This is a genomic window from Falsibacillus albus (assembly GCF_003668575.1).
GTDB lineage: Bacteria > Bacillota > Bacilli > Bacillales > DSM-25281 > Falsibacillus > Falsibacillus albus.
Genome location: NZ_RCVZ01000001.1, coordinates 208770 through 235270 on the forward strand (window position 1 = coordinate 208770; position 26501 = coordinate 235270).

General features: G+C 42.3%; 24 protein-coding genes, 1 tRNA gene and 1 riboswitch. Of the genes, 24 read left to right on the top strand and 1 reads right to left on the bottom strand.

Annotated elements, in window-relative coordinates; translation table 11 throughout:
• Positions 1–57 precede the first annotated feature (57 nt).
• The 7 genes from D9X91_RS01025 (at position 58) to D9X91_RS01055 (ending at position 7677) form a co-directional block, all read left to right on the top strand.
• Complete coding sequence (locus D9X91_RS01025) at positions 58–648, top strand: TetR/AcrR family transcriptional regulator (RefSeq protein WP_121678695.1); 591 nt, start codon at positions 58–60, stop codon at positions 646–648.
• Between the two features lie 18 nt (positions 649–666).
• On the top strand, positions 667–1440 hold the full coding sequence (locus D9X91_RS01030; protein WP_121678696.1) for an enoyl-CoA hydratase: 774 nt from the start codon (positions 667–669) through the stop codon (positions 1438–1440).
• A 190-nt stretch (positions 1441–1630) separates the two neighbouring features.
• Entirely contained in the window at positions 1631–2404 is a 774-nt protein-coding gene (locus tag D9X91_RS01035) for an electron transfer flavoprotein subunit beta/FixA family protein (RefSeq protein ID WP_121678697.1), read from the top strand.
• Between the two features lie 43 nt (positions 2405–2447).
• Positions 2448–3428: an electron transfer flavoprotein subunit alpha/FixB family protein gene (locus D9X91_RS01040; protein ID WP_121678698.1), complete on the top strand. Its 981-nt coding sequence runs from the start codon at positions 2448–2450 to the stop codon at positions 3426–3428.
• Positions 3429–3589: 161 nt separating this feature from the next.
• On the top strand, positions 3590–3904 hold the full coding sequence (trxA, locus tag D9X91_RS01045; RefSeq protein ID WP_121678699.1) for a thioredoxin: 315 nt from the start codon (positions 3590–3592) through the stop codon (positions 3902–3904).
• A 395-nt stretch (positions 3905–4299) separates the two neighbouring features.
• Complete coding sequence (gene uvrC, locus D9X91_RS01050; protein ID WP_121679003.1) at positions 4300–6072, top strand: excinuclease ABC subunit UvrC; 1773 nt, start codon at positions 4300–4302, stop codon at positions 6070–6072.
• A gap of 69 nt (positions 6073–6141) precedes the next feature.
• Positions 6142–6321, top strand: a riboswitch (Lysine riboswitch).
• Positions 6322–6435: 114 nt separating this feature from the next.
• Positions 6436–7677 (top strand): aspartate kinase, encoded by a 1242-nt coding sequence (locus D9X91_RS01055; protein ID WP_121679004.1) that lies wholly within the window; start codon positions 6436–6438, stop codon positions 7675–7677.
• 62 nt (positions 7678–7739) lie between these two features.
• Here the strand turns inward: D9X91_RS01055 and D9X91_RS01060 are convergent, their stop codons facing one another.
• Positions 7740–8225, bottom strand: coding sequence for a YslB family protein (locus D9X91_RS01060; protein WP_325050486.1), 486 nt, complete (start codon positions 8223–8225; stop codon positions 7740–7742).
• A 346-nt stretch (positions 8226–8571) separates the two neighbouring features.
• On the opposite strand from D9X91_RS01060, the gene D9X91_RS01065 reads away from it, so the two are divergent.
• The 17 genes from D9X91_RS01065 (at position 8572) to lonB (ending at position 26364) form a co-directional block, all read left to right on the top strand.
• Entirely contained in the window at positions 8572–9180 is a 609-nt protein-coding gene (locus D9X91_RS01065) for a succinate dehydrogenase cytochrome b558 subunit (RefSeq protein ID WP_121678700.1), read from the top strand.
• 70 nt (positions 9181–9250) lie between these two features.
• On the top strand, positions 9251–11020 hold the full coding sequence (sdhA, locus tag D9X91_RS01070) for a succinate dehydrogenase flavoprotein subunit (RefSeq protein WP_121678701.1): 1770 nt from the start codon (positions 9251–9253) through the stop codon (positions 11018–11020).
• Complete coding sequence (gene sdhB, locus D9X91_RS01075; RefSeq protein ID WP_121678702.1) at positions 11017–11781, top strand: succinate dehydrogenase iron-sulfur subunit; 765 nt, start codon at positions 11017–11019, stop codon at positions 11779–11781. The genes sdhA and sdhB overlap by 4 nt, the downstream gene beginning before the upstream one ends.
• Positions 11782–11998: 217 nt before the next feature.
• On the top strand, positions 11999–13609 hold the full coding sequence (locus D9X91_RS01080) for a bifunctional metallophosphatase/5'-nucleotidase (protein WP_158598203.1): 1611 nt from the start codon (positions 11999–12001) through the stop codon (positions 13607–13609).
• Positions 13610–14093: 484 nt separating this feature from the next.
• A complete protein-coding gene (locus D9X91_RS01085) occupies positions 14094–14573 on the top strand; it encodes an acyl-CoA thioesterase (protein ID WP_233569476.1) in 480 nt (159 codons plus the stop codon).
• 135 nt (positions 14574–14708) lie between these two features.
• A complete protein-coding gene (locus D9X91_RS01090; protein WP_018664930.1) occupies positions 14709–14933 on the top strand; it encodes a helix-turn-helix domain-containing protein in 225 nt (74 codons plus the stop codon).
• 598 nt (positions 14934–15531) lie between these two features.
• On the top strand, positions 15532–15987 hold the full coding sequence (locus tag D9X91_RS01095; protein WP_121678705.1) for a MarR family winged helix-turn-helix transcriptional regulator: 456 nt from the start codon (positions 15532–15534) through the stop codon (positions 15985–15987).
• Positions 15988–15997: 10 nt separating this feature from the next.
• Entirely contained in the window at positions 15998–16801 is an 804-nt protein-coding gene (gene racE, locus D9X91_RS01100; protein WP_121678706.1) for a glutamate racemase, read from the top strand.
• A gap of 154 nt (positions 16802–16955) precedes the next feature.
• On the top strand, positions 16956–18020 hold the full coding sequence (locus tag D9X91_RS01105) for a GerMN domain-containing protein (protein WP_121678707.1): 1065 nt from the start codon (positions 16956–16958) through the stop codon (positions 18018–18020).
• 111 nt (positions 18021–18131) lie between these two features.
• Positions 18132–18887, top strand: a complete 756-nt coding sequence (gene rph, locus D9X91_RS01110) for a ribonuclease PH (RefSeq protein WP_121678708.1) — start codon at positions 18132–18134, stop codon at positions 18885–18887.
• Between the two features lies 1 nt (position 18888).
• Positions 18889–19497, top strand: coding sequence for an XTP/dITP diphosphatase (locus D9X91_RS01115; protein ID WP_121678709.1), 609 nt, complete (start codon positions 18889–18891; stop codon positions 19495–19497).
• 2 nt (positions 19498–19499) lie between these two features.
• A complete protein-coding gene (locus tag D9X91_RS01120; RefSeq protein WP_121678710.1) occupies positions 19500–20009 on the top strand; it encodes a metallophosphoesterase in 510 nt (169 codons plus the stop codon).
• Positions 20010–20120: 111 nt separating this feature from the next.
• Positions 20121–20194 (top strand) — tRNA-Arg (locus D9X91_RS01125).
• 263 nt (positions 20195–20457) lie between these two features.
• A complete protein-coding gene (locus D9X91_RS01130) occupies positions 20458–21489 on the top strand; it encodes a tetratricopeptide repeat protein (RefSeq protein WP_121678711.1) in 1032 nt (343 codons plus the stop codon).
• Between the two features lie 179 nt (positions 21490–21668).
• Positions 21669–22955, top strand: coding sequence for a trigger factor (gene tig / locus D9X91_RS01135; protein ID WP_121678712.1), 1287 nt, complete (start codon positions 21669–21671; stop codon positions 22953–22955).
• 286 nt (positions 22956–23241) lie between these two features.
• Positions 23242–24513 carry an ATP-dependent protease ATP-binding subunit ClpX gene (clpX, locus tag D9X91_RS01140; RefSeq protein ID WP_121678713.1) on the top strand — a complete coding sequence of 424 codons (1272 nt, stop codon included), beginning with the start codon at positions 23242–23244 and terminating at the stop codon, positions 24511–24513.
• A 186-nt stretch (positions 24514–24699) separates the two neighbouring features.
• Positions 24700–26364, top strand: coding sequence for an ATP-dependent protease LonB (gene lonB / locus D9X91_RS01145; RefSeq protein ID WP_121678714.1), 1665 nt, complete (start codon positions 24700–24702; stop codon positions 26362–26364).
• Positions 26365–26501 lie beyond the last annotated feature (137 nt).

Here is a 26501-nt window from a genome sequence, read left to right on the forward strand (position 1 = left end):
TTATGAATGACCATTCATTCATTTTGAATCCAGGAAGAAAACTAGCAGGTGATAGCTATGAAGCGAAACAAACCAAAATATAAACAAATTATCGATGCTGCTGTCATTGTGATCGCCGAAAATGGCTATCATCAGGCACAAGTTTCAAAGATTGCCAAGCAAGCTGGTGTAGCAGATGGAACGATTTATTTGTATTTCAAAAACAAAGAAGACATATTGATTTCATTGTTTCAAGAAAAAATGGGATTATTTGTTGAAAAAATTGAAGAAGTTATAGCAGGAAAACAAAAAGCGGCGGAGAAATTATTAGTGATGGTAGAAAATCATTTTAAGATCTTATCAGAGGACCATCACTTAGCCATTGTTACCCAACTGGAGTTAAGACAGTCGAACAAAGATTTGCGCCTCAAGATCAACGATGTACTTAAAGGATACTTATCATTGATGGATAGCATCCTTCAAGAAGGCATTGATAATGGAGAATTCCATTCATTGAATATTAGACTGGCAAGGCAAATGATCTTCGGTACGATTGACGAAACCGTTACAACTTGGGTCATGAATGAACAAAAATACGATTTAGTCAAACAGGCTCCCGCCGTTCATCAGCTTTTGCTCAATGGATTCAGCGGGCAGAATGCAGACTAAAAAGTAAGGGGGATTGGCGTGCAATACTTGTCTTTAAGGAAAGAAAATCTCGTTGGTTATGTAACGATTAACCGGCCGCCAGCTAATGCATTGGCATCAGGGGTCATCGAGGAAGTATCGCTGGTGCTGGACGAAGTCGAAAAGGATGATGAAATTCGTGTCCTGCTGTTTCATGGAGAGGGAAGATTTTTCTCTGCAGGAGCAGATATTAAGGAATTCACATCTGTAAAGAATGAAGCCGATTTCGAAAAGCTTGGCGCAAACGGCCAAGAAGTTTTCGAGCGGATGGAAAACTTCCCTAAACCGATCATTGCTGCCATACACGGTGCAGCTCTCGGAGGTGGTCTGGAACTTGCGATGGCTTGTCATATACGCTATGTCAGTGAAAATGCCAAGCTCGGTCTGCCTGAACTTCAGCTAGGACTTGTTCCAGGTTTTGCCGGTTCACAGCGTCTCCCAAGATATGTCGGCGTAGCGAAAGCTGCTGAAATGCTGCTGACAAGCGATCCGATATCTGGCACAGAAGCTGTTGCTTGGGGGCTTGCGAATGCGGCATTCACAGAGGATGCAGTGTTTGAAGAAGCTGAAAAGCTGGCTCAAAAGGTTGCCCAAAAAAGCCCGATTGCCATGAAGGCAGCTATTGAACTTCTAAATTATGCTAAGGACGGCAGGTTTGAAGAAGGAGTGAAGCGTGAAGCTGAGCTTTTTGGCGAAGTGTTCATGTCTGAGGATGGACAGGAAGGAATCAGTGCTTTTATCGAAAAACGGAAGCCGAACTTCATAGGCAAATAGTTTTTCTCTAAAATAGCTCATCATATGATGTTGATTGGAGTGGAAGGTGCGATGCCGCTTGGAAAGCAAGCATCCTGAAGTGGAATTCAACCTTACACAATTTAAAAAATAAAAATACAAATTTTTTTGAAGTGAATTTTCGAAATCTTTTAAACTAAAATAATGTTTTCATTATTGGGAGGGACAGAATATGAATATCTTCGTTTTAATGAAACGAACTTTTGACACAGAAGAAAGAATCACTATTTCCGGCGGACAAATCAATGAGGATGGTGCTGAATTCATCATTAATCCTTATGATGAGTATGCGGTCGAGGAAGCAATCCAATTAAGGGATGAGCACGGCGGCGAGATCACGGTTGTGACAGTAGGCAGCGAGGAAAGCGAAAAGCAGCTGCGCACTGCATTGGCTATGGGTGCTGATAAGGCTGTTCTGATCAATACCGAGGATGATTTGGAATATGGCGACCAATTTACGACAGCTAAAATCCTTGCTGAATTCCTGAAGGATAAGGACGCAGATATTATTCTAGGTGGAAATGTAGCCATCGATGGGGGATCGGGGCAAGTTGGTCCACGTGTAGCCGAATTATTGGATATCCCTTATGTAACAACCATCACGAAGCTTGAAATAGATGGGGACAAAGCGACTGTCGTACGTGATGTCGAAGGGGATTCTGAAGTGATTGAAACAACACTTCCTTTGCTGGTCACTGCACAGCAGGGCTTGAACGAACCAAGATATCCTTCGCTTCCAGGGATAATGAAAGCAAAGAAAAAGCCATTGGAAGAATTGGAATTGGATGATTTAGATCTTGATGAGGACGATGTCGAAGCCAAGACAAAAACCATTGAAATTTATTTGCCGCCGAAGAAAGAAGCAGGAAAAGTGCTGGAAGGCGAACTAGAAGACCAAGTAAAAGAATTGGTGACTTTACTGAATAAAGAAGCAAAGGTTGTCTGAAATAACTTCTATTGTGACGATGACAAACAGGAGGGAATAAAACATGACTAGAAAAGTTTTAGTATTGGGTGAAGTCAGGGACGGCTCTCTGCGCAATGTATCCTTTGAAGCGATTGCAGCTGGGAAGACGATTGCAGAGGGCGGAGAAGTAGTAGGCGTTTTATTGGGCGATTCTGTAAGCGCTTTAGGAGAACAGTTGCTCCATTACGGTGCGGATCGAGTCGTGGTCGTCGAAGATGAAAAGTTGAAGCAATACACTTCCGATGGCTTTTCACAAGCGTTTCAAGCAGTAGTGGATGCTGAAAGTCCTGAAGGAATCGTTTTCGGCCATACAGCGCTTGGGAAGGACCTATCACCGCGTGTAGCGGGCAAGCTTGGGACAGGCTTGGTTTCCGATGTGACAGCATTGGAAGAAGCAGGCGGAAATCTGGTTTTCACCCGTCCGATCTATTCGGGAAAAGCGTTTGAGAAAAAGATCATCACAGATGGAATTATTTTTGCCACTATACGTCCTAATAACATCCCAGCTCTTGAGAAGGATGAAAGCCGCAGCGGAGAAGTAGGGTCTGTAACAGCTGAAATCAAGGATCTGCGTACGATCATTAAAGATGTTGTGCGAAAAGCGAGCGAAGGCGTAGATCTTTCTGAAGCAAAAGTCATTATTGCAGGAGGCCGCGGAGTGAAAAGCGAAGACGGCTTTGAGCCTTTAAAAGAATTGGCGAACGTGCTTGGCGGGGCGGTTGGGGCTTCCCGTGGGGCATGTGATGCAGACTATTGCGATTACTCCCTTCAAATCGGCCAGACTGGCAAGGTCGTAACACCTGACCTCTACATCGCATGCGGAATCTCCGGGGCGATCCAGCATTTGGCGGGAATGTCGAATTCCAAAGTGATAGTAGCCATTAACAAAGATCCTGAAGCCAACATCTTCAAAGTTGCAGATTACGGAATTGTCGGCGATCTTTTCGAGGTAGTTCCGATGCTGACAGAAGAATTCAAGAAATTGAAGGTTGCAAGTTCTTAATATGGTTTGAGATGAAAGCGGCCTAAGGGCCGCTTTCCTTTTGGATGAATACAAAACAGTGTTTTGGGTAAATTACGTACGAGCAAAATATTCGCATCATCGTATAATGGATGGTATACTCTCCATATAAGTTAAGGATATTTCATTAGGAGGCAAAATTAATGGCTATTACACACGCAACTGATCAAAATTTCTCTGCTGAAACTGGGCAAGGCCTAGTATTGGCTGATTTTTGGGCGCCGTGGTGCGGACCTTGTAAAATGATTGCACCTGTTTTGGAAGAATTGGATTCCGAAATGGGAGACAAAGTAAAAATCGTTAAAGTTGATGTAGACGAAAACCAAGAAACTGCAAGCAACTTTGGCGTAATGAGCATTCCAACTTTAGTCGTTCTTAAAGACGGCGAAGTTGTAGACAAAGTAATCGGATTCCAACCAAAAGAAGCGTTGGCTGAGCTTTTGAACAAACACGCATAATACATTGAACGGTGCCTAAGCACAATAGTGGCTGTCGAATTTATTCGGCAGCCATTTTTTATGGCTGTAAAATAATTATGGCGGGGTGGGCCAACTGGAAATTGGTTGAAAAACTGAAGCATTTAGTAGTGTTTGAAAAGGGCTTGGAGTTTCAGTTGAACCGGATTCCTATTGAGTCATAGGGGAAGGAAAAGGGAACGAGCGGTTATCGTGCCCGAATGAGGGGCTCGCGGAAAAAAAAAGGGAACAAGAGGGCGGTGGCGTGCCCCACAAATCCGTTTAACGAACCGTCCCCGGATGGCATGAGTTATGCTGGTGCAATCCAGTTTATCTTTGACCGCACCGATTGTATAATACTATATAGAGGATAAGGCGATATGGAGTTGGTTGTAGCGATGAATGAACTAATTAAAAATAAATTGACCTTGCTTCCCGATCAACCAGGATGCTACTTGATGAAGGATCGCCAGGGAACGATCATTTATGTAGGAAAGGCGAAGGTTTTAAAAAATCGGGTCAGGTCTTATTTTACTGGATCCCATGACGGAAAGACCCAAAGGCTTGTCAGTGAAATACATGATTTCGAATATATCATGACATCTTCTGACCTGGAAGCACTTATATTGGAAATGAATCTAATAAAAAAATGGGATCCAAAATATAATGTCATGCTTAAGGATGATAAAAGTTATCCTTTTATCAAACTTACTGCAGAGCGTCATCCAAGATTGATCACGACTCGGAAAGTAAAAAAAGATAAAGGGAAATATTTCGGACCTTATGCAAATGTCGGTGCGGCAAATGAGACAAAAAAATTGCTGGACCGCTTATATCCTCTTCGGAAATGTTCCACACTGCCTGACCGTGTCTGCCTATATTATCATATGGGACAATGCCTGGCACCCTGTGTAAAGGAAGTAAAAGAGGACACCTATAAGGAAATGACGGATGAAATCACCCGTTTCCTTAACGGAGGGTACAAGGATATCAAAGTGGAACTTACTAAAAAGATGGAGGATGCTTCGGAAAATCTGGAATTCGAAAGGGCAAAAGAATACCGGGACCAAATCATGCATATTGAAGCTACGATGGAAAAACAGAAAATGACGATGACCGATTTTACGGATCGGGATATTTTCGGCTACGCTGTTGATAAAGGCTGGATGTGTGTCCAAGTGTTCTTCGTGCGGCAAGGGAAATTAATTGAACGTGATGTATCCCTTTTCCCTGTTTATGATGAGCCTGAAGGCGAATTCCTTACTTATTTAGGTCAATTTTACTCGAAAACGAATCATATTAAGCCAAATGAACTGTTCGTGCCGCAATCAGTTGATGAAAAATTGGCTTCGGAACTATTGGATATCAAAGTGTTAAAGCCAATGAGGGGACAGAAAAAAGAGCTTGTCAGACTGGCTGAAAAAAATGCAAAAATGGCATTGAATGATAAGTTTGCTTTAATTGAAAAAAATGAACAACGAACGATCAAAGCAGTTGAGAACCTTGGGGAGATCATGAATATTTACACCCCGCATCGGATTGAAGCCTTCGATAATTCAAATATTCAAGGGGCGGATCCCGTTTCTGCCATGATCGTTTTCATCGATGGCAGGCCGGAAAAAAAAGAGTATCGAAAATATAAAATTAAAAGCGTCCAGGGGCCGGATGACTATGAATCCATGCGTGAAGTGGTGCGTCGCAGGTATTCAAGGGTTTTGAAAGAAAATCTGCCCATCCCGGATTTGATAGTGATTGACGGGGGAAAAGGCCAGATCGAGGCGGCAAAGGATATATTGCTCAACGAATTGGATTTAGAGATACCTGTCGCGGGATTGGCAAAGGATGAGAAGCATAGGACTTCACAACTTTTATACGGCGATCCGCTTCAAATCGTGCCGCTTGAACGGAGCAGCCAGGAATTTTATTTGCTTCAACGGATCCAGGACGAAGTTCACCGTTTTGCCATTACATTCCACAGGCAGGTTAGAGGAAAAACATCCTTTAAATCGCTGTTGGATGATATTGAAGGGATCGGCCCGAAAAGAAAAAAACAGTTGTTGAAGCATTTTGGATCCATGAAAAAAATGAAGGAAGCGTCAATCGAGGATTTTATTGGTATGGGTCTTCCCCAAAAAGTCGCGGAAAACATTTTTGAAAAGTTAAAAGATTAAGCTTTACCTTCATGGAGGGTATGTTATAATATAGCAAACCTAATAAGCATAAATCACTTTTTATAACAAAGTGATGATAGAGGTGCGGGCTTCAATAGTAGGAACTCAGAGAAGAATGAGCTTCAGTGAAGAGTTTTGAAAGGGAATGTCTGCCGAAGTGAGAGGAAGCTCATCGTTCCTTTTGCTGGTTCTGCATTGAATAAATGCAGGATTGTCAAGATGTTAACATCTTGGAGGGCTATCTCACCAATGTATTGTTCGTTTTTTTCGTACATTACTGGCAATGGGATGAGATCTCATTGCTTTTTTTATTGGTGGCCAGATTTCTCCAAAATAAATCCGTTAAAGAAAGAAGGAGAAACCGTGGGTATAGTTGTACAAAAGTTTGGCGGCACATCGGTAGGCAATGTTGAGCGGATATTGAATGCAGCCAGAAGAGTAGTGGAAGAAAAGGAAAAAGGAAATCAAGTCGTCGTAGTCGTCTCGGCTATGGGCAAATCTACCGATCAGCTTGTAGAATTGGCAAAACAAATAAGTCCGATACCGGATAAAAGAGAAATGGATATGCTATTGTCCACCGGGGAGCAGATTACCATCTCCCTGTTATCAATGGCACTGAAGGAAATGGGACATGAAGCCATTTCTTTTACAGGCGGGCAGGCAGGGATTTTGACGGAATCCGTTCCGGGGAATGCGAGGATCAAACACATTTCCTCAGGAAAGATACAAGGTTGCTTGAATGAAAAAAAGATCGTCATCGTTGCAGGATTTCAAGGCATCGATGAAAATAATGAAATTTTGACGCTTGGCAGGGGAGGCTCGGATACAACCGCTGTTGCATTGGCCGCAGCCCTGAATGCGGACCGATGCGATATTTTTACGGATGTGACAGGCGTTTATACTACTGATCCCAGATATATAAAGGGAGCGCGTCAGTTAAAGTCCGTATCCTACGATGAAATGCTTGAACTGGCAAATTTGGGAGCGGGGGTGCTGCATCCTAGAGCAGTAGAATTTGCGAAGAATTATGGCATTGCTCTTCAGGTATGTTCAAGTATGGAAAAAGTGGAAGGTACAATCATTGAGGAGGCGGTTACGATGGAACAAAATCTTATTGTCCGTGGTGTGGCTTTTGAAGAAGATATTATCCGGGTGACACTGGTCGGGCTAAAAAATGAAATTCAGCATTTATCAACAATTTTTACAAAACTTGCTGAAAATCATATCAATGTTGATATTATCATTCAAAGCCAAACGGAAGCACAAAAAACAAGCTTGTCTTTTTCGATAAAAAAAGAACAGCTGAATGAGACAATCAGCGTCCTGGAAAATTATAAAAAAGAGTTGGATTTTGAATCCGCAGAATATGAAACCGGACTTGCCAAGGTATCTATCGTTGGTTCAGGCATGGTTTCCAACCCTGGTGTGGCAGCACAAATGTTCAAGGCACTGGCCGATGAACACATCAAGATTAAAATGGTCAGCACATCTGAAATCAAGGTTTCAACGGTTATTGATGAGGGGCAGATGCTGAAGGCAGCGGGCATCCTCCACACCGCTTTCGGTTTGGATAAATTGAAAGCAGAAGCTGAAGTTTCCTCATAAAAAGATTCACATACAAACGTTAGGGCAGGCAGCGGATGGATAGTCGCTGCCTGCCCTTATTTCTAATCGTGCACTGGATCTTTTTTGTCCCATTTCACAATAATCTTCACTGATTGCTGTTTTTTGTGTATTTCTTCATAGGCCTCTGTAATTACTTTTTTTTGCGATTGAATTTGCTGTGCCAAAAATCCGGTTTCCATCCTGAAGCATGAATCAGGATTGGATTTCAATCTGTTTTTGATGATGGAGCTGGTCAGTTCATATTCTGTTTCCAGCTTTCCTTCCTTCGTAATATGTAGGTATCCCCAGCCGGCCTCCACAAAAAAGGCATACAGTTCGTCGTGGGACAGCAGCGGAAATTTACGGGCTAAGTTCTTGCCTGCCCAATATAAAATGTCCGGAGCTTCTTTTCCAAGCAGGTCAGGGACCAGGATTTCACGAATCAGTTCATAACCAAAGACCGATATCATATCTTTGGTTGTGGTTTGTTGCTCTTCCAGTTCTTGTTCGGTCTCAGCACTCAATAGTTCTTCAGTAGAAGCATTCACGTAATTCCCCTCTTTCTATAATTATATTATATACAAAAATCTACATTGTTTTAAAAGGAAAAAAGGACGAATTCATACTGGAATATTTTTTCACAATACCTTCTTGTTGAATAATGAACATAATCATAAGCTTATTTTCAGAACATTCCGGATAAAGAAGGGTAAAGAAATGTTTTAGAATAACAGTGATTTTGTGAATACGTTTTCTTGACGCTTCCACTACATGGGAGTAAAATGAACATGTCACATTATTGTTATAATTCAATAATGCATCGGATGTCGCACAATATCGAATTGTGTCCATTGAAAATCGATGCAAAGCATTCATCATTAAGGGGGGTAAATCATGGCTGGAAATCGTGAATTTAATTATCGCAGATTGCACTCTCTGCTAGGTGTTATTCCTGTTGGTTTATTCTTGACTCAACATTTAGTAGTGAACCATTTTGCAACACGCGGAGATCAAGCATTCAATGATGCTGCAGGCTTTATGGAGAAACTGCCATTCCGCTATTTCTTGGAAATCTTTATTATTTTTCTGCCTTTGCTGTTCCATGCGATATACGGACTATATATTGCATTTACTGCAAAAAACAATGCAAGCAGATTTGGGTACTTCCGTAACTGGATGTTTATGCTTCAGCGTGTATCCGGTGTCATTACACTTGCATTCGTTGCATGGCATGTTTGGGAAACACGGATTCAGGCAGCATTTGGTGCAGAAGTCAATTTCCAAATGATGCACAATATTTTATCAAATCCACTAATGCTTGCGTGGTACATAATCGGAGTTGTATCAACTGTTTTCCATTTCGCAAATGGACTATGGTCATTCTGCGTAAGCTGGGGAATCACTGTTTCTCCAAGATCACAGCTTATTTCAACTTATGTAACGTTATTGATTTTTATTGCGTTGTCTGTAGTTGGCGTTCAAGCGCTTCTTGCGTTCGTATAAGTTAATGTTCAGACTTGATAGATAGCATGTTTGAAAGAATGGACAATGGTTAGAAAAGGAGTGAGTCATGATGAGTAAAGGAAAAGTCATTGTTGTCGGAGGCGGACTTGCCGGCTTGATGGCAACAATTAAAATCGCAGAATCAGGAACGCCAGTGGATCTGTTTTCACTAGTGCCTGTTAAGCGTTCTCACTCTGTGTGTGCACAAGGTGGAATCAATGGTGCTGTAAATACGAAAGGTGAAGGGGATTCTCCATGGATTCATTTTGATGATACGATCTATGGAGGCGATTTCCTCGCCAATCAGCCTCCAGTAAAGGCGATGTGTGAAGCTGCACCAGGAATCATCAATTTACTTGACCGTATGGGTGTCATGTTTAACCGTACACCAGAGGGATTATTGGATTTCCGTCGATTTGGCGGAACAGAGCATCATAGAACAGCATTCGCGGGGGCAACTACTGGCCAGCAGCTTCTTTATGCATTGGACGAGCAGGTTCGCCGCCACGAAGTATCCGGCCTTGTAAATAAGTATGAGGGCTGGGAATTTCTAGGGGTAGTCCTAGATGATGATGGAGCAGGCCGAGGAATCGTTGCCCAGGATCTGAAAACGATGGAAATCAAATCATTTCCTGCAGATGCTGTCATCATGGCAAGCGGCGGTCCTGGAATCATTTTTGGTAAATCAACCAACTCTGTAATCAATACTGGTTCTGCAGCTTCCATTTTGTATCAGCAAGGGGCTTACTATGCCAATGGCGAATTTATTCAAATTCATCCGACAGCGATCCCTGGGGATGATAAGCTTCGCTTGATGAGTGAATCTGCCCGTGGTGAAGGTGGACGCGTATGGACATATAAAGACGGGAAGCCTTGGTATTTCCTTGAAGAGAAATATCCTGCTTACGGAAACCTTGTTCCGCGTGATATTGCGACGCGTGAAATTTTTGATGTCTGCGTCAATCAAAAATTAGGCATCAATGGAGAAAACATGGTGTATCTTGATCTTTCTCATAAAGATCCGAAAGAGCTTGATATCAAACTTGGTGGAATCATTGAAATCTATGAGAAATTCATGGGTGATGACCCACGCAAGGTCCCTATGAAAATCTTCCCGGCCGTTCACTATTCAATGGGTGGACTATGGGTCGACTACAATCAAATGACAAGCATTCCTGGCGTCTTTGCAGCGGGAGAATGTGATTATTCCCAGCATGGCGGAAATCGTCTCGGGGCGAATTCCCTTCTATCCGCAATCTATGGCGGAATGGTTGCAGGACCAAATGCAGTTAAGTATATTAAAGGTTTGGAAAAGCATGTTGACGATATTTCTTCTTCCATTTTCGATCGTCATGTACAGCAGGAAGAAGAAAAATGGAAAAATATCCTTTCCATGGACGGAAAAGAAAATGCCTATGTCCTTCATAAGGAGCTTGGTGAATGGATGACGGATAATGTAACCGTGGTCCGCCATAACGATAAGCTTCTACAAACGGATGAAAAAATCCAGGAATTGATGGAACGCTATAAAAATATCAATATCAACGATACGGCAAAATGGAGCAACCAAGGTGCATCATTCACGAGACAGCTTCATAATATGCTTCAGCTTGCACGAGTCATTACAATCGGAGCTTATAACCGTAATGAAAGCCGTGGAGCCCATTATAAGCCGGAATTCCCTAAACGTAATGATGAAGAATTCTTAAAGACGACAATGGCTAAGTATAATGCTGAAACAAATGCACCTGAATTCCATTATGAAGAAGTGGATCTTTCCTTGATCCCTCCACGCGAACGTGACTATACTAAAAGTAAGAAAGAGGCGAATAAAGGATGAGTGAAAATAAAAAAGTTCGCTTCATCATTACACGTCAAGATAGTCCTGAAGCGGCACCTTATCAAGAAGAGTTTGAATTAGATTATAGACCGAATATGAACGTGATTTCTGCATTGATGGAAATCAGGCGAAATCCTGTCAATGTCAAAGGCCAGGCAACGACTCCCATTACATGGGATATGAACTGCCTTGAAGAGGTTTGCGGAGCTTGTTCGATGGTCATTAACGGCAAGCCAAGACAGTCATGTACTGCGCTTGTTGATAAATTAGAGCAGCCGATTCGCCTTGAGCCGATGCGTACATTCCCGGTTGTCCGTGATTTACAGGTCGATCGCAGCAGAATGTTCGATTCTCTTAAAAAGGTAAAGGCATGGATTCCGATCGATGGAACTTATGATTTGGGTCCTGGTCCACGTATGCCTGAGAAGAAGCGCCAATGGGCATATGAGCTTTCTAAATGTATGACTTGCGGAGTCTGCCTGGAAGCATGTCCGAATGTGAATAGCAAATCGGACTTCATCGGGCCGGCGCCTTTATCCCAGGTCCGTCTCTTCAATGCACATCCAACTGGAGAGATGAACAGGGATGAACGTTTGGAAACGATCATGGGTGACGGTGGACTTGCGAACTGCGGAAACTCCCAAAACTGTGTTCAATCTTGTCCGAAAGGCATTCCTTTAACCACTTCCATTGCAGCTTTGAACAGGGATACCACTTTCCAAATGTTCCGTAACTTCTTTGGAAGCGACAAAACTGTTTAATATAAGTCACAAGAGCTTACAGCCGAACGCGGCTGTAAGCTTTTTTTGATTGTTTTCTCAATATCCCGCCCCGAGGAACGCGAACAACCTTCCTTGGCAATCAACCGTATCCATCCTTTTTTGAAGAGCTACAGATCTTTCGAAGAGAACTTTCCACAAATTTTTCAGCTCCTTTCTTGGCATACTAAACGAAAAACTTCCAAAGGAGGCACGTATGATGAACTTCAGGAAAATGCTGATAGGTGTTATCGCCACGCTTTCATTTAGTATGTTGAGCACGGTGGAATGGGAAGTTGCGCAGTCCAAAGAAGCGACTAATCAACTGGATCTTACCCTGCTATACACAAATGACACTCACTCCCATTTGGAGAACATCCCTTTTTTGCATAGCGCCATAAAACAAGTTCGCCAGGAAAGTAAACATACATTGCTGTTCGATGCAGGAGACGTGTTTTCAGGAACATTATTCTTCAACCAATTTTTAGGTCAGGCGGATTTAGCGTTAATGAACAGAATCGGCTATGACGCGATGACTTTCGGCAATCATGAATTTGATCGGACCTCAGCAGTCCTATCCCAGTTCGTCAGCAGAGCGAAATTTCCGTTTGTCAGCGCAAATATTGATTTTTCCCACGATCCCGACCTGTCCGGTCTCTATATAAATAAAATTGGAAACCCCGCAAAGGATGGCATGATCTATCCAGCGATCATCAAACAAATAGATGGACATCGAATTGGCATCATTGGAGTTACTACTGAAGAAACGCCTTTTCTCTCCAGCCCCGGCAAAACGATCATTTTCCAAAACGCAAAGGAAAAAATGGAGAAAATGATCCAGCAGCTCAGGAAAAACGGGATCAATAAGATAGTAGTCTTATCCCATCTTGGCTTCAATGAGGACAAAAAATTGGCCAAAGAGGTAGCTGGTATCGATGTCATCATCGGCGGGCACTCCCATACAAAGCTGGATCAGCCAGTAGTCATAATGAATGGAACGACTCCGACAATCATCGTACAAGCGAACGAATATGCAAAATATTTAGGCGAGTTAAATGTGGTGTTCGACCCTAACGGAAAATTGGATAAATGGAATGGAAAATTGATCGATGTCCATGCGAAAGACAAAAATGGAAACGATATATATGAGCCAGATCAATTTGCCCAACAAAAAGTAAGAGAATACAGCAAGTCTGTGCAAGCGCTGGAAACTAAAATAATCGGGACATCCGCTGAGCGATTGAACGGCGATCGGCCGGATATCCGTATAAGAGAAACAAATTTGGGAGACTTGATTGCTGATGCCCTGCTCAATGAAGCCCGTAAAACTGATCATGTGGATATTGCCTTTCAAAACAGTGGGGGCATCAGAGCGTCTTTGGAAAAGGGGCCGATTTCTGTAGGAAATCTCCTTAATGTCCTCCCATTCGGAGATTCATTGATTGTTTTACCGCTTACAGGATACGAAATCATTTCTGCCCTTGAACATGGTGTTTCTGCATTGGAAGAACCATCAGGGCGTTTTTTGCAAGTGTCAGGCATTCACTTTGAATTTGACCCGACTAAGCCCATCGGGAAAAGAGTAACTAATGTGAAGGTGAAATCCGATGATTCCTACAATCCCATTAATCCCAACCGAAAGTATTCCGTGGTCATGAATAAATTCATGGCAGATGGCGGTGATGGATACACCGTTTTCAAGGAAGCAGAGAGCCAGTCGAAAGAATTGCCAATGGTCGATTATGAGGCGGTGTCTTCGTATATCCAGAAAATGAAGACCGTCACTTCTCCAGAGGGCGGAAGGATTGTTCAATTGCCAAAAAAGGAATAAGAGAGAAAGGCTATTTAAAAACCTTCGTACTATTTATCAAGATTGAGTATGGTTGATTTCCGCTGCAGGATGCTCGCTTTCCGAGGGGCCTCACACGATGTGCCGACCTTAATCGAACATCCTCCTTACCTCTCCTCGGCTTTCGCCTGCTGGGTCTCATCTGACCCGCCAATCCCTCCGGAGTCTCGCACCTTCCGCTCTAATCAACAATAAATAGCAAATTCTGCAAAAACAACGGTAAAAAAACAACAATCTCTGTTAAAAAGCATTAAAAAAGTTAATTGATAAAAAGGTTATTTTGTGGAATAAACTCTCACTCTCATCCAACCTTATCAGTAATCCAGGTTTAAACAGGGGGACAAAAAAGATCACCGTTTATTCTTTTCAAAGAATCAGAAAAGTTTTATAATAGTAAAAAAAAGAATGAACATTCATTCATTTTTAGATGAGATCATTGCTTAAAAGCATCAAGGAGGGGTTTCTAGTGTTAAACCGTGTAAATTATATAGATGAACCGGAGTCGTGGAAAGAGGCGTTTTCATTTTCGCATTCCATTAAGGTCAGATTTTCTGAGACCGATATGTTCGGCCATTTAAACAATACTGTACCATTCACTTATTTTGAAGAAGCAAGAATCGAGTTTTTTAAATTTCTTGGATTCATGCAGGATTGGGTTCATCCTGATAGTGGCGAGATCCCTGTTGTCGCTGATCTGCAATGCGATTTTATCCAGCAGGTATTCTTCGGTCAAACGATCCAAGTTCATGTGAAGCCAGAATCGATCGGAAATTCTTCCATGGATCTTCATTATATGGGGACAAACGAGGATGGCTGCATTTGCTTTGTTGGGAGAGGAACCATCGTGCAAATGTCAAAGAAGACTGGAAAAGGCGCCCCATGGACGGAGGACATGAAAGAAAGGATGGCCAATGCAGGAAAACGGAGCAATTGCTATTCTTTTTAAAAAAGAATAGCCTTTTTTTACATTATCAGCCATTCTAATGTCACTTCAATTATTTAAATCACATATGATAACGTGACGACCAAAATACCCATCCCCGCGGTTAGAAGCTGGCGAAGGCAAGGAGGGTTACAATAGTTGAAGGACAATGATTTCACTCACAAACCGTTGCTCACAAAGAGAGAAAAAGAAGTATTCGAACTGTTAGTACAGGATAAAACAACCAAGGAGATCGCAGGCGAATTGTTTATTAGCGAAAAGACAGTTCGAAACCACATTTCCAACGCCATGCAAAAGCTTGGAGTTAAGGGGCGTTCTCAAGCTGTAGTTGAACTTCTTCGAATGGGAGAGTTAAAGCTATAAGTGATGCCGGCTTCCTTATTTTTAAGGTGGCCGGTTTCCCATTTTTAAGTGTAAATACAATGACTGGGCTGTTTTCGAGAAGATTGTTTTTTTCTTCGCTCTTTTCGTAAAGTTTATTGCTATTGGACAAAGGTTGTGTAAGGTTGATTTCCGCTGCAGGTTGCTCGCTTTCCAAGTGGCGTGCTGTGAGCCTCCTCGCTTCGTGGGGTCTCACCTGTCTAGATCCAGGCCAGAGCTTAGGGGATCGGTCATAAGCCCCTAGTCAAAGCCCTGCAGCTTTTCCAACCTGCGCGCTGATCCCTCAAGAGTCTCACACCTTGCGTTCAAATCAACAATAATTTTCAGGAAAAACTGTTCTAAACAACAATCTTTGAGAAAAGAGTCTTTTTCTTTTATCAGTGAGAATTATTCATAAGGTCATTAATTGGAGTAAGCATATTTTCGAGTAATCAACTTTATTTTTTTTATGGATAATTGCAACCAACTTTAAGAAAGCAGCCATTAATAAAAACTCATTTGAATTATTCTTTCTTGAAATTTCATAGAAAAAAAGGGACAATAATCGTAGAATGACACTAGTACTAGGGAGTTGCATGAAATGATAAACAAAAGCGTCGATAAGGAAAAACTTGACGTCGTTGCCGATATAGAAAAAGATTTAAGATACATATCCGCAATCATAAAACAAAAAGGACGGGAAATCCTCAGCAATTATACGATCACACCCCCTCAGTTCGTTGCGCTGCAATGGCTTTTTGAGGATGGAGATATGACAATTGGCGATCTATCAAACAAAATGTTCTTAGCATGCAGCACTACAACCGATTTGGTTGACCGTATGGAGAAAAATGATCTTGTGATGAGAGTGAAGGACCCTAATGACCGCCGGGTGGTAAGGATCCATCTGCTAAAAGAAGGGGAACGGATCATTGATGAGGTAATCCAAAAGCGTCAGATTTATTTACAGGAATTGCTCCAAAACTTTTCAGCTGATGAAGTATTCAACCTGAAAGACAATTTGATGAAATTACACCAAGAAATGAAAGAAAAATGAGGCGAGATGCTTGAGACAACCGATTGGCATTATTGATTCAGGAGTTGGAGGCTTGACGGTAGCGAAAGAAGTGATGAGGCAGCTGCCGAATGAAACCATATATTATTTCGGGGATACGGCAAGATGCCCATATGGACCGAGGCCAGTTGAAGAAGTGAAAGAGTATACATGGCAAATGACCCGTTTTTTACTGAAGCATGAAATTAAAATGCTGATCATTGCTTGCAACACCGCAACCGCCGTTGTCCTTGACGAGATAAGGTCGGAGCTCCAAATTCCCGTGATCGGGGTCATTTATCCAGGGGCTCGGGCAGCGCTGAAATTGACGAAGAATCACCACGTTGGGGTATTAGGAACGATCGGCACAATTAAAAGCAAAGCATATGAAAAGGCATTGACCTCCATAAATCAACGTGTATCTGTACAAGGATTGGCTTGTCCAAAGTTTGTCCCTCTTGTTGAAAGTGGAGAATATATGAGTTCGTTTGCAAAGAAGATTGTAGCCGAAACGCTGCAGCCAATAAGGAATTGGGGGATAGATACCTTAATATTGGGATGTACGCATTATCCATTGCTTCAGCCTGTGATTGAAAACATCATGGGCAAGACCGTCCAGGTAATCAGCTCAGGTGAGGAGACCGCACGGGAAGTGAGTACAATCCTTTATTATTATGGGATGATGTCTGATTTGAAAGAAGAGCCGATGCATAGATTTTTCACAAGCGGTTCACGGCAAATCTTCTCGAGGATCGCTATGGATTGGCTGAATAAAGAAATGATCGAAGTAGAAACCATTCGTTTTAAGAGTGAATGAACGCTCTTAGGACGAAATGGTTTTTTTTCAGCCTTATGCCAGGAAGGCTTGCAACTATTGAGAATACGAAAAGAGTTTTTTTTGTCCAAGCGGTCTATTTTTTTATCAAGGCTCGTATATATGTAGTACAAACTGTCCTGAGGAGGGGTACTGCATGTCTAAACGTGCGAAAGCAACCATTGCGATTACAGTCCTGGCTTCATCCATGTATTTATCCGGATGTGGATTATTCGGAGGGAACAATAAAGAAAAACTCGATCCGCCGCAAGATGTTTCGTATTTGAAGGAAGGTAAATCTGTTGACGCTTCCGCAGATAAAAATTCCAACAAAGCAACCGAAAAGGCGATACAAACCGAGCTATATTTAATCAATAAAGATGGCTATGTCGTTGCCCAAACCTTTGCACTGCCGAATACCCAATCAATTGCGAAGGAAGCACTGGAATATTTGGTCGATGGGGGGCCGGTGACGGAAATGCTGCCAAATGGATTTAGAGCGGTATTGCCGGCTGATACCGAAGTCCTGGGTGTTGATATTAAGGATGACGGCAAAGCAGTAGTTGATTTTTCGAAGGAGTTCACTAAATATCAGGCAGCAGATGAACAAAAAATCCTTCAAGCGATCACCTGGACAATGACCCAGTTTGATACAGTGAAAAAAGTGGAACTGCGGGTCAATGGAACGCCATTAAAGGAAATGCCTGTTAAGGGAACTCCGATCAGTGCGGATGGACTCAGCCGGGCGGATGGCATCAACATGGATACTTCCGGTGTGGCTGATATCACTAACACACATCCGATAACGGTTTATTACTTATCACAAAATGGAAAGGGCTATAATTATGTTCCGGTCACGAAAAGGGTGGATAACAGTGAACGGGATGATGTGGCAGCTGTCGTAAAAGAACTGGTTGATGGACCGGGCTATAACAGCAACCTCGTCACTGATTTTCTTCCGGATGTCAAATTGGTCGATGCACCTGAATTTGATGCTGGCAAAGTCACTCTGAACTTTAATGAATCTGTACTAGGGAGCTTTAAAGAAAAGAAGATTTCCCAATACTTAATGAATTCGCTTGTCCTGTCCTTGACGGAACAGCCTGAGATCAAGAGTGTTGCAATTGAAGTGAATGGAAGCACCAAACTTGTTGATGATCAAGGGGAATCATTGACAGAACCTGTCACAAGACCTGAAAAAGTGAACACAGGTAGTTTTTAAAAAAAATTTTTTGTTATACTATATACTGAACTATGAAAGAGGATGGCAGACTGCCACCTCTTCTTTATTGTGAAGAACATAAACTGAAATACATTCAAGGAGGAGTTATAGATGAGGCCAGACGGCAGGGAAAATCCGCTGCAGCTAAGACCCATACATATTGATACGAATTATTTGAAACACCCGGAGGGGTCAGTTTTGATTTCAGTGGGAGAAACAAAGGTCATTTGTACTGCCAGCGTCGAGGATCGAGTTCCTCCATTCATGCGAGGAGAAGGAAAAGGGTGGATCACAGCGGAATATTCCATGCTTCCCCGTGCCACAGAAACAAGGAACATTCGTGAATCCTCAAAAGGGAAGGTTTCCGGAAGAACAATGGAAATTCAGCGCCTGATCGGACGCGCGCTTCGTGCGATTGTGGATTTGAATAAAATTGGTGAAAGAACAGTGTGGATCGATTGTGATGTCATCCAGGCAGATGGCGGTACACGGACAGCTTCTATCACAGGAGCATTCGTAGCCATGGCGATTGCAATGAATAAACTTCAAGAAGCGAAAAAGCTGCCTTCATTTCCGATAAATGATTTCTTGGCAGCTACGAGCGTTGGTGTAATGGAGGAAAATGGCGTCGTATTGGATTTGAACTATGCAGAAGATAGCAGCGCCCTGGTGGATATGAACGTCGTTATGACTGGAAGCGGGGAGTTTGTAGAACTGCAGGGAACCGGTGAAGAATCCACTTTCTCCCATAGCCAGCTTCAATCAATGATCGATGCCGCCCAAAAAGGAATTAATGAATTGATTGAAATGCAGAAGCAGGTACTAGGGGATATCGCTCTTAAAATTGAGTCAAGAAAAGGTGAATGATATGGGAAAGCAAGTGATTATCGCTACAAAAAATAAAGGGAAAGCGAAAGAATTTGTGAGCATGTTCTCCCCTTATGGAATTGAAGTGAAAACATTATTGGATATCCCGAATGCTCCGGATGTGGAAGAAACAGGGACAACCTTCAAAGAGAATGCAATTCTTAAAGCTGAAACGATCTCAGGGGAAATGAATACAATTGTAATTGCGGATGACTCAGGCCTTGCCATTGACGCGTTGGAAGGAAGGCCAGGGGTTTATTCGGCCAGGTATGCAGGCGAAGAAAAGAATGATGAAGCCAATATGGATAAAGTCCTTATGGAGTTGAAGGATATACCCGGCGAGGATAGAACGGCTCGATTCCATTGTGCACTTGCTGTTGCAGTACCAGGAGAAGAAACGATTACAGTCGAAGGTACATGCGACGGGCATATTCTTTTTGAGCGCCAAGGGACAAATGGATTTGGCTATGATCCAATCTTTTTTGTAAAGGAACAAGGCAAATCGATGGCAGAGCTTTCTTCGTCAGAAAAAAATAAAATCAGCCATCGAGCAAAAGCTTTGCAGCAATTGAAGGATAGGATCGATACCATCATAGTTAAAGGGGAATAAAAATGAAATTATTAGTGGTAAGTGACAGCCACGGCTCTTCTGGTATTCTGGAGGATTTAAAAAGACGGTACGCTCAAAAGGTGGATGGCATGTTTCACTGCGGTGATTCAGAGCTTTCCCCTGATGATCCCGCAATTACAGGATTCAAGGTCGTGAAAGGGAACTGTGATTATGGGCCAGGCTTTCCGGAGGAATCGCTGGAAGTCATCGACAATGAAAAAATCTTTGTCACCCACGGCCACCTTTTCGGAATCAAAATGTCTTTAAATAAATTGTTCTACCATGCGAAAGAACAGGAAGCGGATTTTGTGTTTTTCGGTCATTCACATTTAGTAGGCGCTGAGATGATAGAGAACATCCTTTTTTTAAATCCTGGAAGCACCCTTCTTCCAAGAGGAAGAAATGAAGCGACGTATGCTATTGTAGAAAAAGAAAACAACCGCATAACCGTGAAAATTTTTGAAGACACCCATGAGGAAATGGTCGATTTGAGAATGGAATTTACGATATAATATAGATATTGTTCAGGTTTTAAGGAGGAATGAAAATTTCTCCTTAAAAACCTATTGACATTTAGACGTTTGATGAATATAATAAAAAATGTCTTAAAAAACAGCAACTAAGTCCCAGTAGCTCAGCTGGATAGAGCAACGCCCTTCTAAGGCGTCGGTCGGGAGTTCGAATCTCTCCTGGGACGTAATAATTTTTACAAACCAAGTTCACTGGCAAGTGGACTTTTTTTGTATTTCCAAAAGAGTCTTTTCTCACTAATTGCGCCATTTTAAAGGTGAAAAATTGCAATGACAATCCTATTTAGTAGCTGAGGCAACAATCTTTGAGTAAAGAGCCATTATTAAAAATACGAAATTTGCAAAATGAAATAGATAAGTGAATAATGAACATATTCATCTGGTAATGTAGATTCCATGAAGAATTTACTGAAAAAAGGACGGACTTTGCATGTCAAAAGAAAAAAAGAACCAAGAAAATATTATTCTATTCCCGAATCTAAAAGAGCGGTATCTGGATATAGGGCTCGAGCATCTCAATCAGCACCGTTTCCATGAGGCGGTTGAATTTCTTCAGAAGGCCCTGCAACTGAGTGAGGGAAGGGGCGATGGCGATATTGAAATGGCACTTGCCATCGCCTTGTATGAGTCGCGCAGCTATAAGGAAGCCAAAAATATTTGCCAGGAGTTATTACATAAAGGAATCGGCGATTATTTTGAAGTGGTGGACCTGTATCTTATGATCCTTCTTCAATTGAATGAGCATCAGGAAATTGAATCGACCATCAGGGCGCTCCTGGAGGAAAGGGAAGTGCCTTCAGAGAAACTGGAGCATTTTGAAAAGCTCCTCCAATTCAGTGAGAGGGCATTATACGCTTCCAGCCCGCAGGTGGAAGAAAATGACGATGACAATGAGGAATTAAACCTCAGCAATCAGGTTTTATTGGAGGGCCGTAATGTACAGGAACAGGCGCTTCTCCTTGCGCAGCTGGCCCAAAAGAATATTCATCCCTACTTGAAGGAGCTGAAATCCTTCTTAAAAGATAATAAACAGCATCCTTTCCTGCAAACGATGGCTCTTAATGTTCTGAAGGAACATGCAATCGGGCACCCTGTAGAAATCTCAAAATTCGACTATACAGACGAAGTGATTCCTTCACAGCTGGATGAGGTGTTTGCAAACGATTTTTTTATCGAAATAAAGGAAGAATTGGAAAGGGAGATCGGACAGAGCAATCCGACTTTGTTTGACCAATGCATGGAATTGGTGAAAAGGCATGAATTTCTTTTATACCCGTTTGATCTGCCAGAAGCATCGCCAAAGCTTGCAGCCGCTGCATACCACTTATTGATGCTGGAATATTACGGTGAGGATCGACCTGCTGAAGTCATAGCAGAGCAATATGGGGCAGACGAAGAGGGCATACACAAACCATTGGCCGTTATAAGGAACCTAGAAGAAATTTCTTCTCCCATTATGTAGCGCCGATGTTGAAACAAAGAAATCGTATGTTATAATGTAATGGTTGTAATATGTATTTATGAACATATTCCTTTTTTTCATTTTTTTACTAAGGTTTGATAATGTTTGGCAGCATCAGACCAAAAAGAAATGATCTTACTTAAAAAAACTATGAAATATAGATTGTTGGAGGGAAAAGTATGTCTGTAAAATGGGAAAAATTAGAAGGCAACCAAGGTGTATTAACTGTTGAAGTTGATGCGGACACAGTTAAAGAAGGCTTGGATTCAGCGTTCAAAAAAGTCGTAAAACAAGTAAATGTACCTGGGTTCCGTAAAGGGAAAATGCCGCGCGGTATGTTCGAACAACGTTTCGGTGTAGAATCATTATACCAAGACGCATTGGACTTCATTTTACCTGAAGCATATGCGAAAGCAGTCGAGGAAACAGGAATCGAGCCTGTTGACCGTCCAGAAATCGACGTTGAACAAATGGAAAAAGGCAAAGAGCTTATCTTCAAGGCGACAGTTACAGTTAAGCCGGAAGTTAAATTAGGCGACTACAAAGGTCTTGAAGTAGAAAAAATGGATACAGAAGTAACTGATGAAGATGTTGACAATGAATTGAAAACTCTTCAAGAGCGCCAAGCTGAATTAGTTGTAAAAGAAGAAGCAAAAGCTGAGAATGGTGATACTGTTGTCATCGATTTTGAAGGATTTGTCGACGGTGAAGCATTTGAAGGCGGAAAAGCAGAAAACTATTCAATCGAATTAGGTTCAGGCACTTTCATTCCTGGCTTTGAAGATCAATTAGTTGGAGCTGCTGCTGGAGAAGAGAAAGAAGTCGAGGTTTCTTTCCCTGAAGAGTACCATGCGGCTGAATTAGCTGGCAAACCGGCTACATTCAAAGTGAAAGTTCATGAAATCAAAGGCAAAGAGCTTCCAGAGCTTGATGACGAGTTTGCTAAAGATGTCGATGAAGAAGTTGAGACTTTGGCTGAACTTAAAGAAAAAATCAAAAACCGTTTGGTTGAAAGCAAGAAAAGTGAATCAGAACAAGCTCTTCGCGATACACTAGTAGAGAAAGCAACTGAAAACAGCGAAGTGGAAATCCCGCAAGTCATGATTGACGCAGAAGTTGATAGAATGATGCAGGAATTCGGACAACGCCTTCAAATGCAAGGCATGAACCTTGAAATGTATTTCCAATTCTCAGGTCAGGATGAAGAAGCACTGCGCACGCAAATGAAAGAAGATGCTGAGAAGCGCGTTCGCACTAACTTGACTTTAGAAGCGATTGCCAAAGCTGAAAACTTCGAAGTGGCAGACGAGGAAGTAGAAGAGGAAATCAACAAAATGGCTGAAATGTATAACATGTCAGCAGACAACATTAAACAAGCTCTTGGAAATCTTGAAGGTTTGAAAACAGATCTTCAAATTCGCAAAGCTGTAGAATTCCTTGTAGAAAATAGCAAAACTGTAGCATAATATATTATAATTAAGAATATTTAACAAGGCGCGAATTAATCGTGCCTTGTTTTATACAAAAAAATAATACATAATTGGAATACAAAACGAGTTTTAGGGTAATGGCTGTAGAGTAAGTTTTTTTACATAATGCATCTGAGAGTTAACATTACTTGTCTTTGCAAGAAATGTGTTAAAATGCAATACATAACATTTTTTCTGGGCTTAATGACTGAGAATTAAGCTAATAAGGAAGCATCACAGATCCGCACAAAAAACATAGTAGTTTATATAAGGGGTGAACTCATTGTTTAAATTTAACGATGAAAAAGGACAATTGAAGTGTTCCTTCTGTGGCAAAACACAGGATCAAGTCAGGAAGCTCGTGGCTGGACCTGGTGTTTATATATGCGATGAGTGTATCGAATTGTGCACAGAAATCGTAGAAGAGGAACTGGGAACGGAAGAAGAAGTAGAATTTAAGGACGTACCGAAGCCAAAAGAAATCCGTGAAATATTGGACGAATACGTCATTGGACAGGATCAGGCGAAAAAGTCCCTTGCCGTAGCCGTTTATAACCATTACAAACGCATCAATTCAAATAGTAAAGTGGATGATGTTGAATTGGCAAAGAGCAACATTTGTCTGATTGGGCCGACTGGAAGCGGGAAGACGCTATTAGCCCAAACACTTGCAAGGATCTTAAATGTGCCTTTTGCAATTGCCGACGCAACTTCTTTGACCGAAGCTGGATATGTTGGTGAAGATGTAGAAAATATCTTGTTGAAGCTTATCCAAGCTGCTGATTATGATGTGGAAAAAGCTGAAAAAGGGATTATCTACATCGATGAAATTGATAAAGTTGCCCGCAAGTCAGAAAACCCATCGATTACGCGTGACGTTTCCGGTGAAGGTGTTCAGCAAGCCTTGCTGAAGATCCTAGAAGGAACTGTTGCAAGTGTTCCTCCACAAGGTGGAAGAAAACACCCGCATCAGGAATTCATTCAAATCGACACGACCAATATCCTCTTTATTTGTGGTGGGGCATTCGATGGCGTGGAACAAATCATTAAGCGCCGCCTTGGCCAAAAAGTCATCGGTTTCGGATCCGAAACGAAAAAAGAAGAAGTGGATGAAAAAGCACTTCTTGCGAAGGTTGTACCTGAAGACTTATTGAAGTTTGGTTTGATTCCAGAGTTCATCGGACGTCTTCCTGTCATTGCCAGCTTGACTCCATTGGATGAAGCTGCTTTGATTGAAATCTTAACAAAACCAAAAAATGCGCTGGTCAAACAATATCAAAAAATGCTTGAATTGGATGAAGTAGAGCTTGATTTCGAAGAAGGCGCATTAGTAGAGATCGCCAAAAAGGCAATCGAACGTAAAACCGGAGCCCGTGGTTTGAGGTCAATCATTGAAACCATCATGCTTGACGTAATGTTTGATCTGCCGTCACGGGATGATATCAAAAAATGCATCATTACAAAGGACACGGTCCTCGACAACAAGGCACCGAAGCTTCTTCTGGAAGATGGAACGATTGTATCTGCAAGTGAGGAAACGAAAACCTCTGCTTGATATTAAATCTCGGGGTGCTTGCTGGGTGAACACGACCTTTGCAGATTTAACCTGAAAAACATACTTTAAAAGCCTGGAAAAGGATATCTTTTCCGGGCTTTTTTAATGGGAAATTTGGTTTATTCCCTCATTCGCACGGAGATACTAACACGTATCAACAGAAAGTGACGACTTGGAGGGAAATGCATGGGTTGGACAGGAATAGCATTATTGATACAGTTGTTTTTTGGAGTGATCATCGGGCTATATTTTTGGAATTTATTAAAGAGTCAAAGGTCGCAAAAGGTATCAATCGACCGTGAATCGAGAAAGGAAATGGACCAGCTTCGGAAAATGCGTTCCATCTCATTAACGGAGCCTTTGGCAGAAAAAGTACGCCCTGCCAGGTTTGATGATATTGTCGGGCAAAAAGATGGGATTAAAGCACTGAAAGCGGCGCTATGTGGACCCAATCCCCAGCATGTCATCATCTATGGACCTCCTGGAGTGGGAAAAACGGCAGCGGCCAGATTGGTGCTGGAAGAAGCAAAAAAACAAACGAAATCCCCATTCCGTCCAAAATCTGTATTTGTTGAGCTTGATGCGACAACAGCAAGATTTGATGAACGGGGCATTGCAGATCCCTTGATTGGATCCGTGCATGATCCTATTTATCAAGGGGCAGGAGCCATGGGCCAGGCAGGAATTCCACAGCCAAAACAAGGAGCGGTTACCAATGCACACGGCGGAGTGTTATTTATCGATGAAATCGGCGAGCTGCACCCGATTCAAATGAATAAATTGCTGAAAGTACTCGAGGATCGCAAGGTTTTCCTCGAAAGTGCATATTATAGCGAAGAAAATACGCAGATTCCCACTCACATTCATGATATTTTCAAAAATGGGCTTCCTGCAGATTTCCGTTTGATCGGAGCCACTACGAGGACACCGAATGAAATTCCGCCTGCCATACGTTCGAGATGCATGGAGGTATTCTTCAGAGAGTTGGAACAGGATGAAGTGAAGGTCGTCGCGAAAAAAGCAGCCGAAAAAGTCAGCCTTCATATTAGCGATGAAGGGTTGAATACACTTTCCAGTTATGCGAGAAACGGGCGTGAAGCCGTGAACATGGTCCAGATCGCAGCAGGGATTGCGATTACGGAAGACAGGGAATTCATCCGTGATGAAGATATTGAATGGATGGTGCATTCGAGCCAGATGAATCCTCGGTTGGACCGGAAAATCGGCAAGAATGCCACAATCGGTTTAGTAAACGGACTTGCTGTTACAGGTCCGAACAGCGGATCATTGCTGGAAATTGAAGTGACTGTCATTCCCGCAAAGGATAAGGGCTCGATTAATATTACAGGAATAGTCGAAGAAGAAAGCATCGGGGACCGCAGTAAGTCGATCAGAAGAAAAAGCATGGCTAAGGGGTCGATTGAAAATGTGATCACAGTGCTTAGATCAATGGCGGTTCCCGCAGATCAATATGATATACATGTCAACTTCCCTGGAGGAATACCCGTAGACGGACCATCGGCCGGCATTGCAATGGCGACTGGCATCTATTCGGCGATATACAAAATTCCGGTTGATCACACGGTGGCGATGACCGGTGAAATTAGCATCCATGGTCATGTTAAGCCGATCGGAGGAGTATTTGCCAAAGCAAAGGCAGCGAAATTGGCCGGCGCTAAAAAAGTGATTGTCCCGAGTGAAAATATGCAATCGATGCTTGGAGAAATCGATGGAATCGAAATCATACCGGTTTCGCAGCTTGAAGAAGTCTTCAAGCATGCGCTCAAGGACGCAAGAGAAAGCATAGATTTGTTTAAGCAGCCAAACAGCCAAGATAAAAAGAGTGTGTAAAAGACCTGGCGCTTCCCTGTATATATCAGGAGGAATAACTTGATATGCTGTGGGGGAAAGCCAGGTTTTTTCTATATAGCCATAGGGTCTGTGCATACTCCATGATGGACACCCATTGGTAAATGAGTTAGAATTGT

Bases quoted from the DNA above. Each gene is read 5' to 3' on its own strand.
- D9X91_RS01025 (WP_121678695.1), top strand. From the start codon at position 58: ATGAAGCGAAACAAACCAAAATATAAACAAATTATCGATGCTGCTGTC.
- D9X91_RS01035 (WP_121678697.1), top strand. From the start codon at position 1,631: ATGAATATCTTCGTTTTAATGAAACGAACTTTTGACACAGAAGAAAGA.
- D9X91_RS01040 (WP_121678698.1), top strand. From the start codon at position 2,448: ATGACTAGAAAAGTTTTAGTATTGGGTGAAGTCAGGGACGGCTCTCTG.
- trxA (WP_121678699.1), top strand. From the start codon at position 3,590: ATGGCTATTACACACGCAACTGATCAAAATTTCTCTGCTGAAACTGGG.
- uvrC (WP_121679003.1), top strand. From the start codon at position 4,300: ATGAATGAACTAATTAAAAATAAATTGACCTTGCTTCCCGATCAACCA.
- D9X91_RS01065 (WP_121678700.1), top strand. From the start codon at position 8,572: ATGGCTGGAAATCGTGAATTTAATTATCGCAGATTGCACTCTCTGCTA.
- sdhA (WP_121678701.1), top strand. From the start codon at position 9,251: ATGAGTAAAGGAAAAGTCATTGTTGTCGGAGGCGGACTTGCCGGCTTG.
- sdhB (WP_121678702.1), top strand. From the start codon at position 11,017: ATGAGTGAAAATAAAAAAGTTCGCTTCATCATTACACGTCAAGATAGT.
- D9X91_RS01080 (WP_158598203.1), top strand. From the start codon at position 11,999: ATGAACTTCAGGAAAATGCTGATAGGTGTTATCGCCACGCTTTCATTT.
- D9X91_RS01095 (WP_121678705.1), top strand. From the start codon at position 15,532: ATGATAAACAAAAGCGTCGATAAGGAAAAACTTGACGTCGTTGCCGAT.
- D9X91_RS01105 (WP_121678707.1), top strand. From the start codon at position 16,956: ATGTCTAAACGTGCGAAAGCAACCATTGCGATTACAGTCCTGGCTTCA.
- rph (WP_121678708.1), top strand. From the start codon at position 18,132: ATGAGGCCAGACGGCAGGGAAAATCCGCTGCAGCTAAGACCCATACAT.
- D9X91_RS01115 (WP_121678709.1), top strand. From the start codon at position 18,889: ATGGGAAAGCAAGTGATTATCGCTACAAAAAATAAAGGGAAAGCGAAA.
- D9X91_RS01120 (WP_121678710.1), top strand. From the start codon at position 19,500: ATGAAATTATTAGTGGTAAGTGACAGCCACGGCTCTTCTGGTATTCTG.
- D9X91_RS01130 (WP_121678711.1), top strand. From the start codon at position 20,458: ATGTCAAAAGAAAAAAAGAACCAAGAAAATATTATTCTATTCCCGAAT.
- tig (WP_121678712.1), top strand. From the start codon at position 21,669: ATGTCTGTAAAATGGGAAAAATTAGAAGGCAACCAAGGTGTATTAACT.
- lonB (WP_121678714.1), top strand. From the start codon at position 24,700: ATGGGTTGGACAGGAATAGCATTATTGATACAGTTGTTTTTTGGAGTG.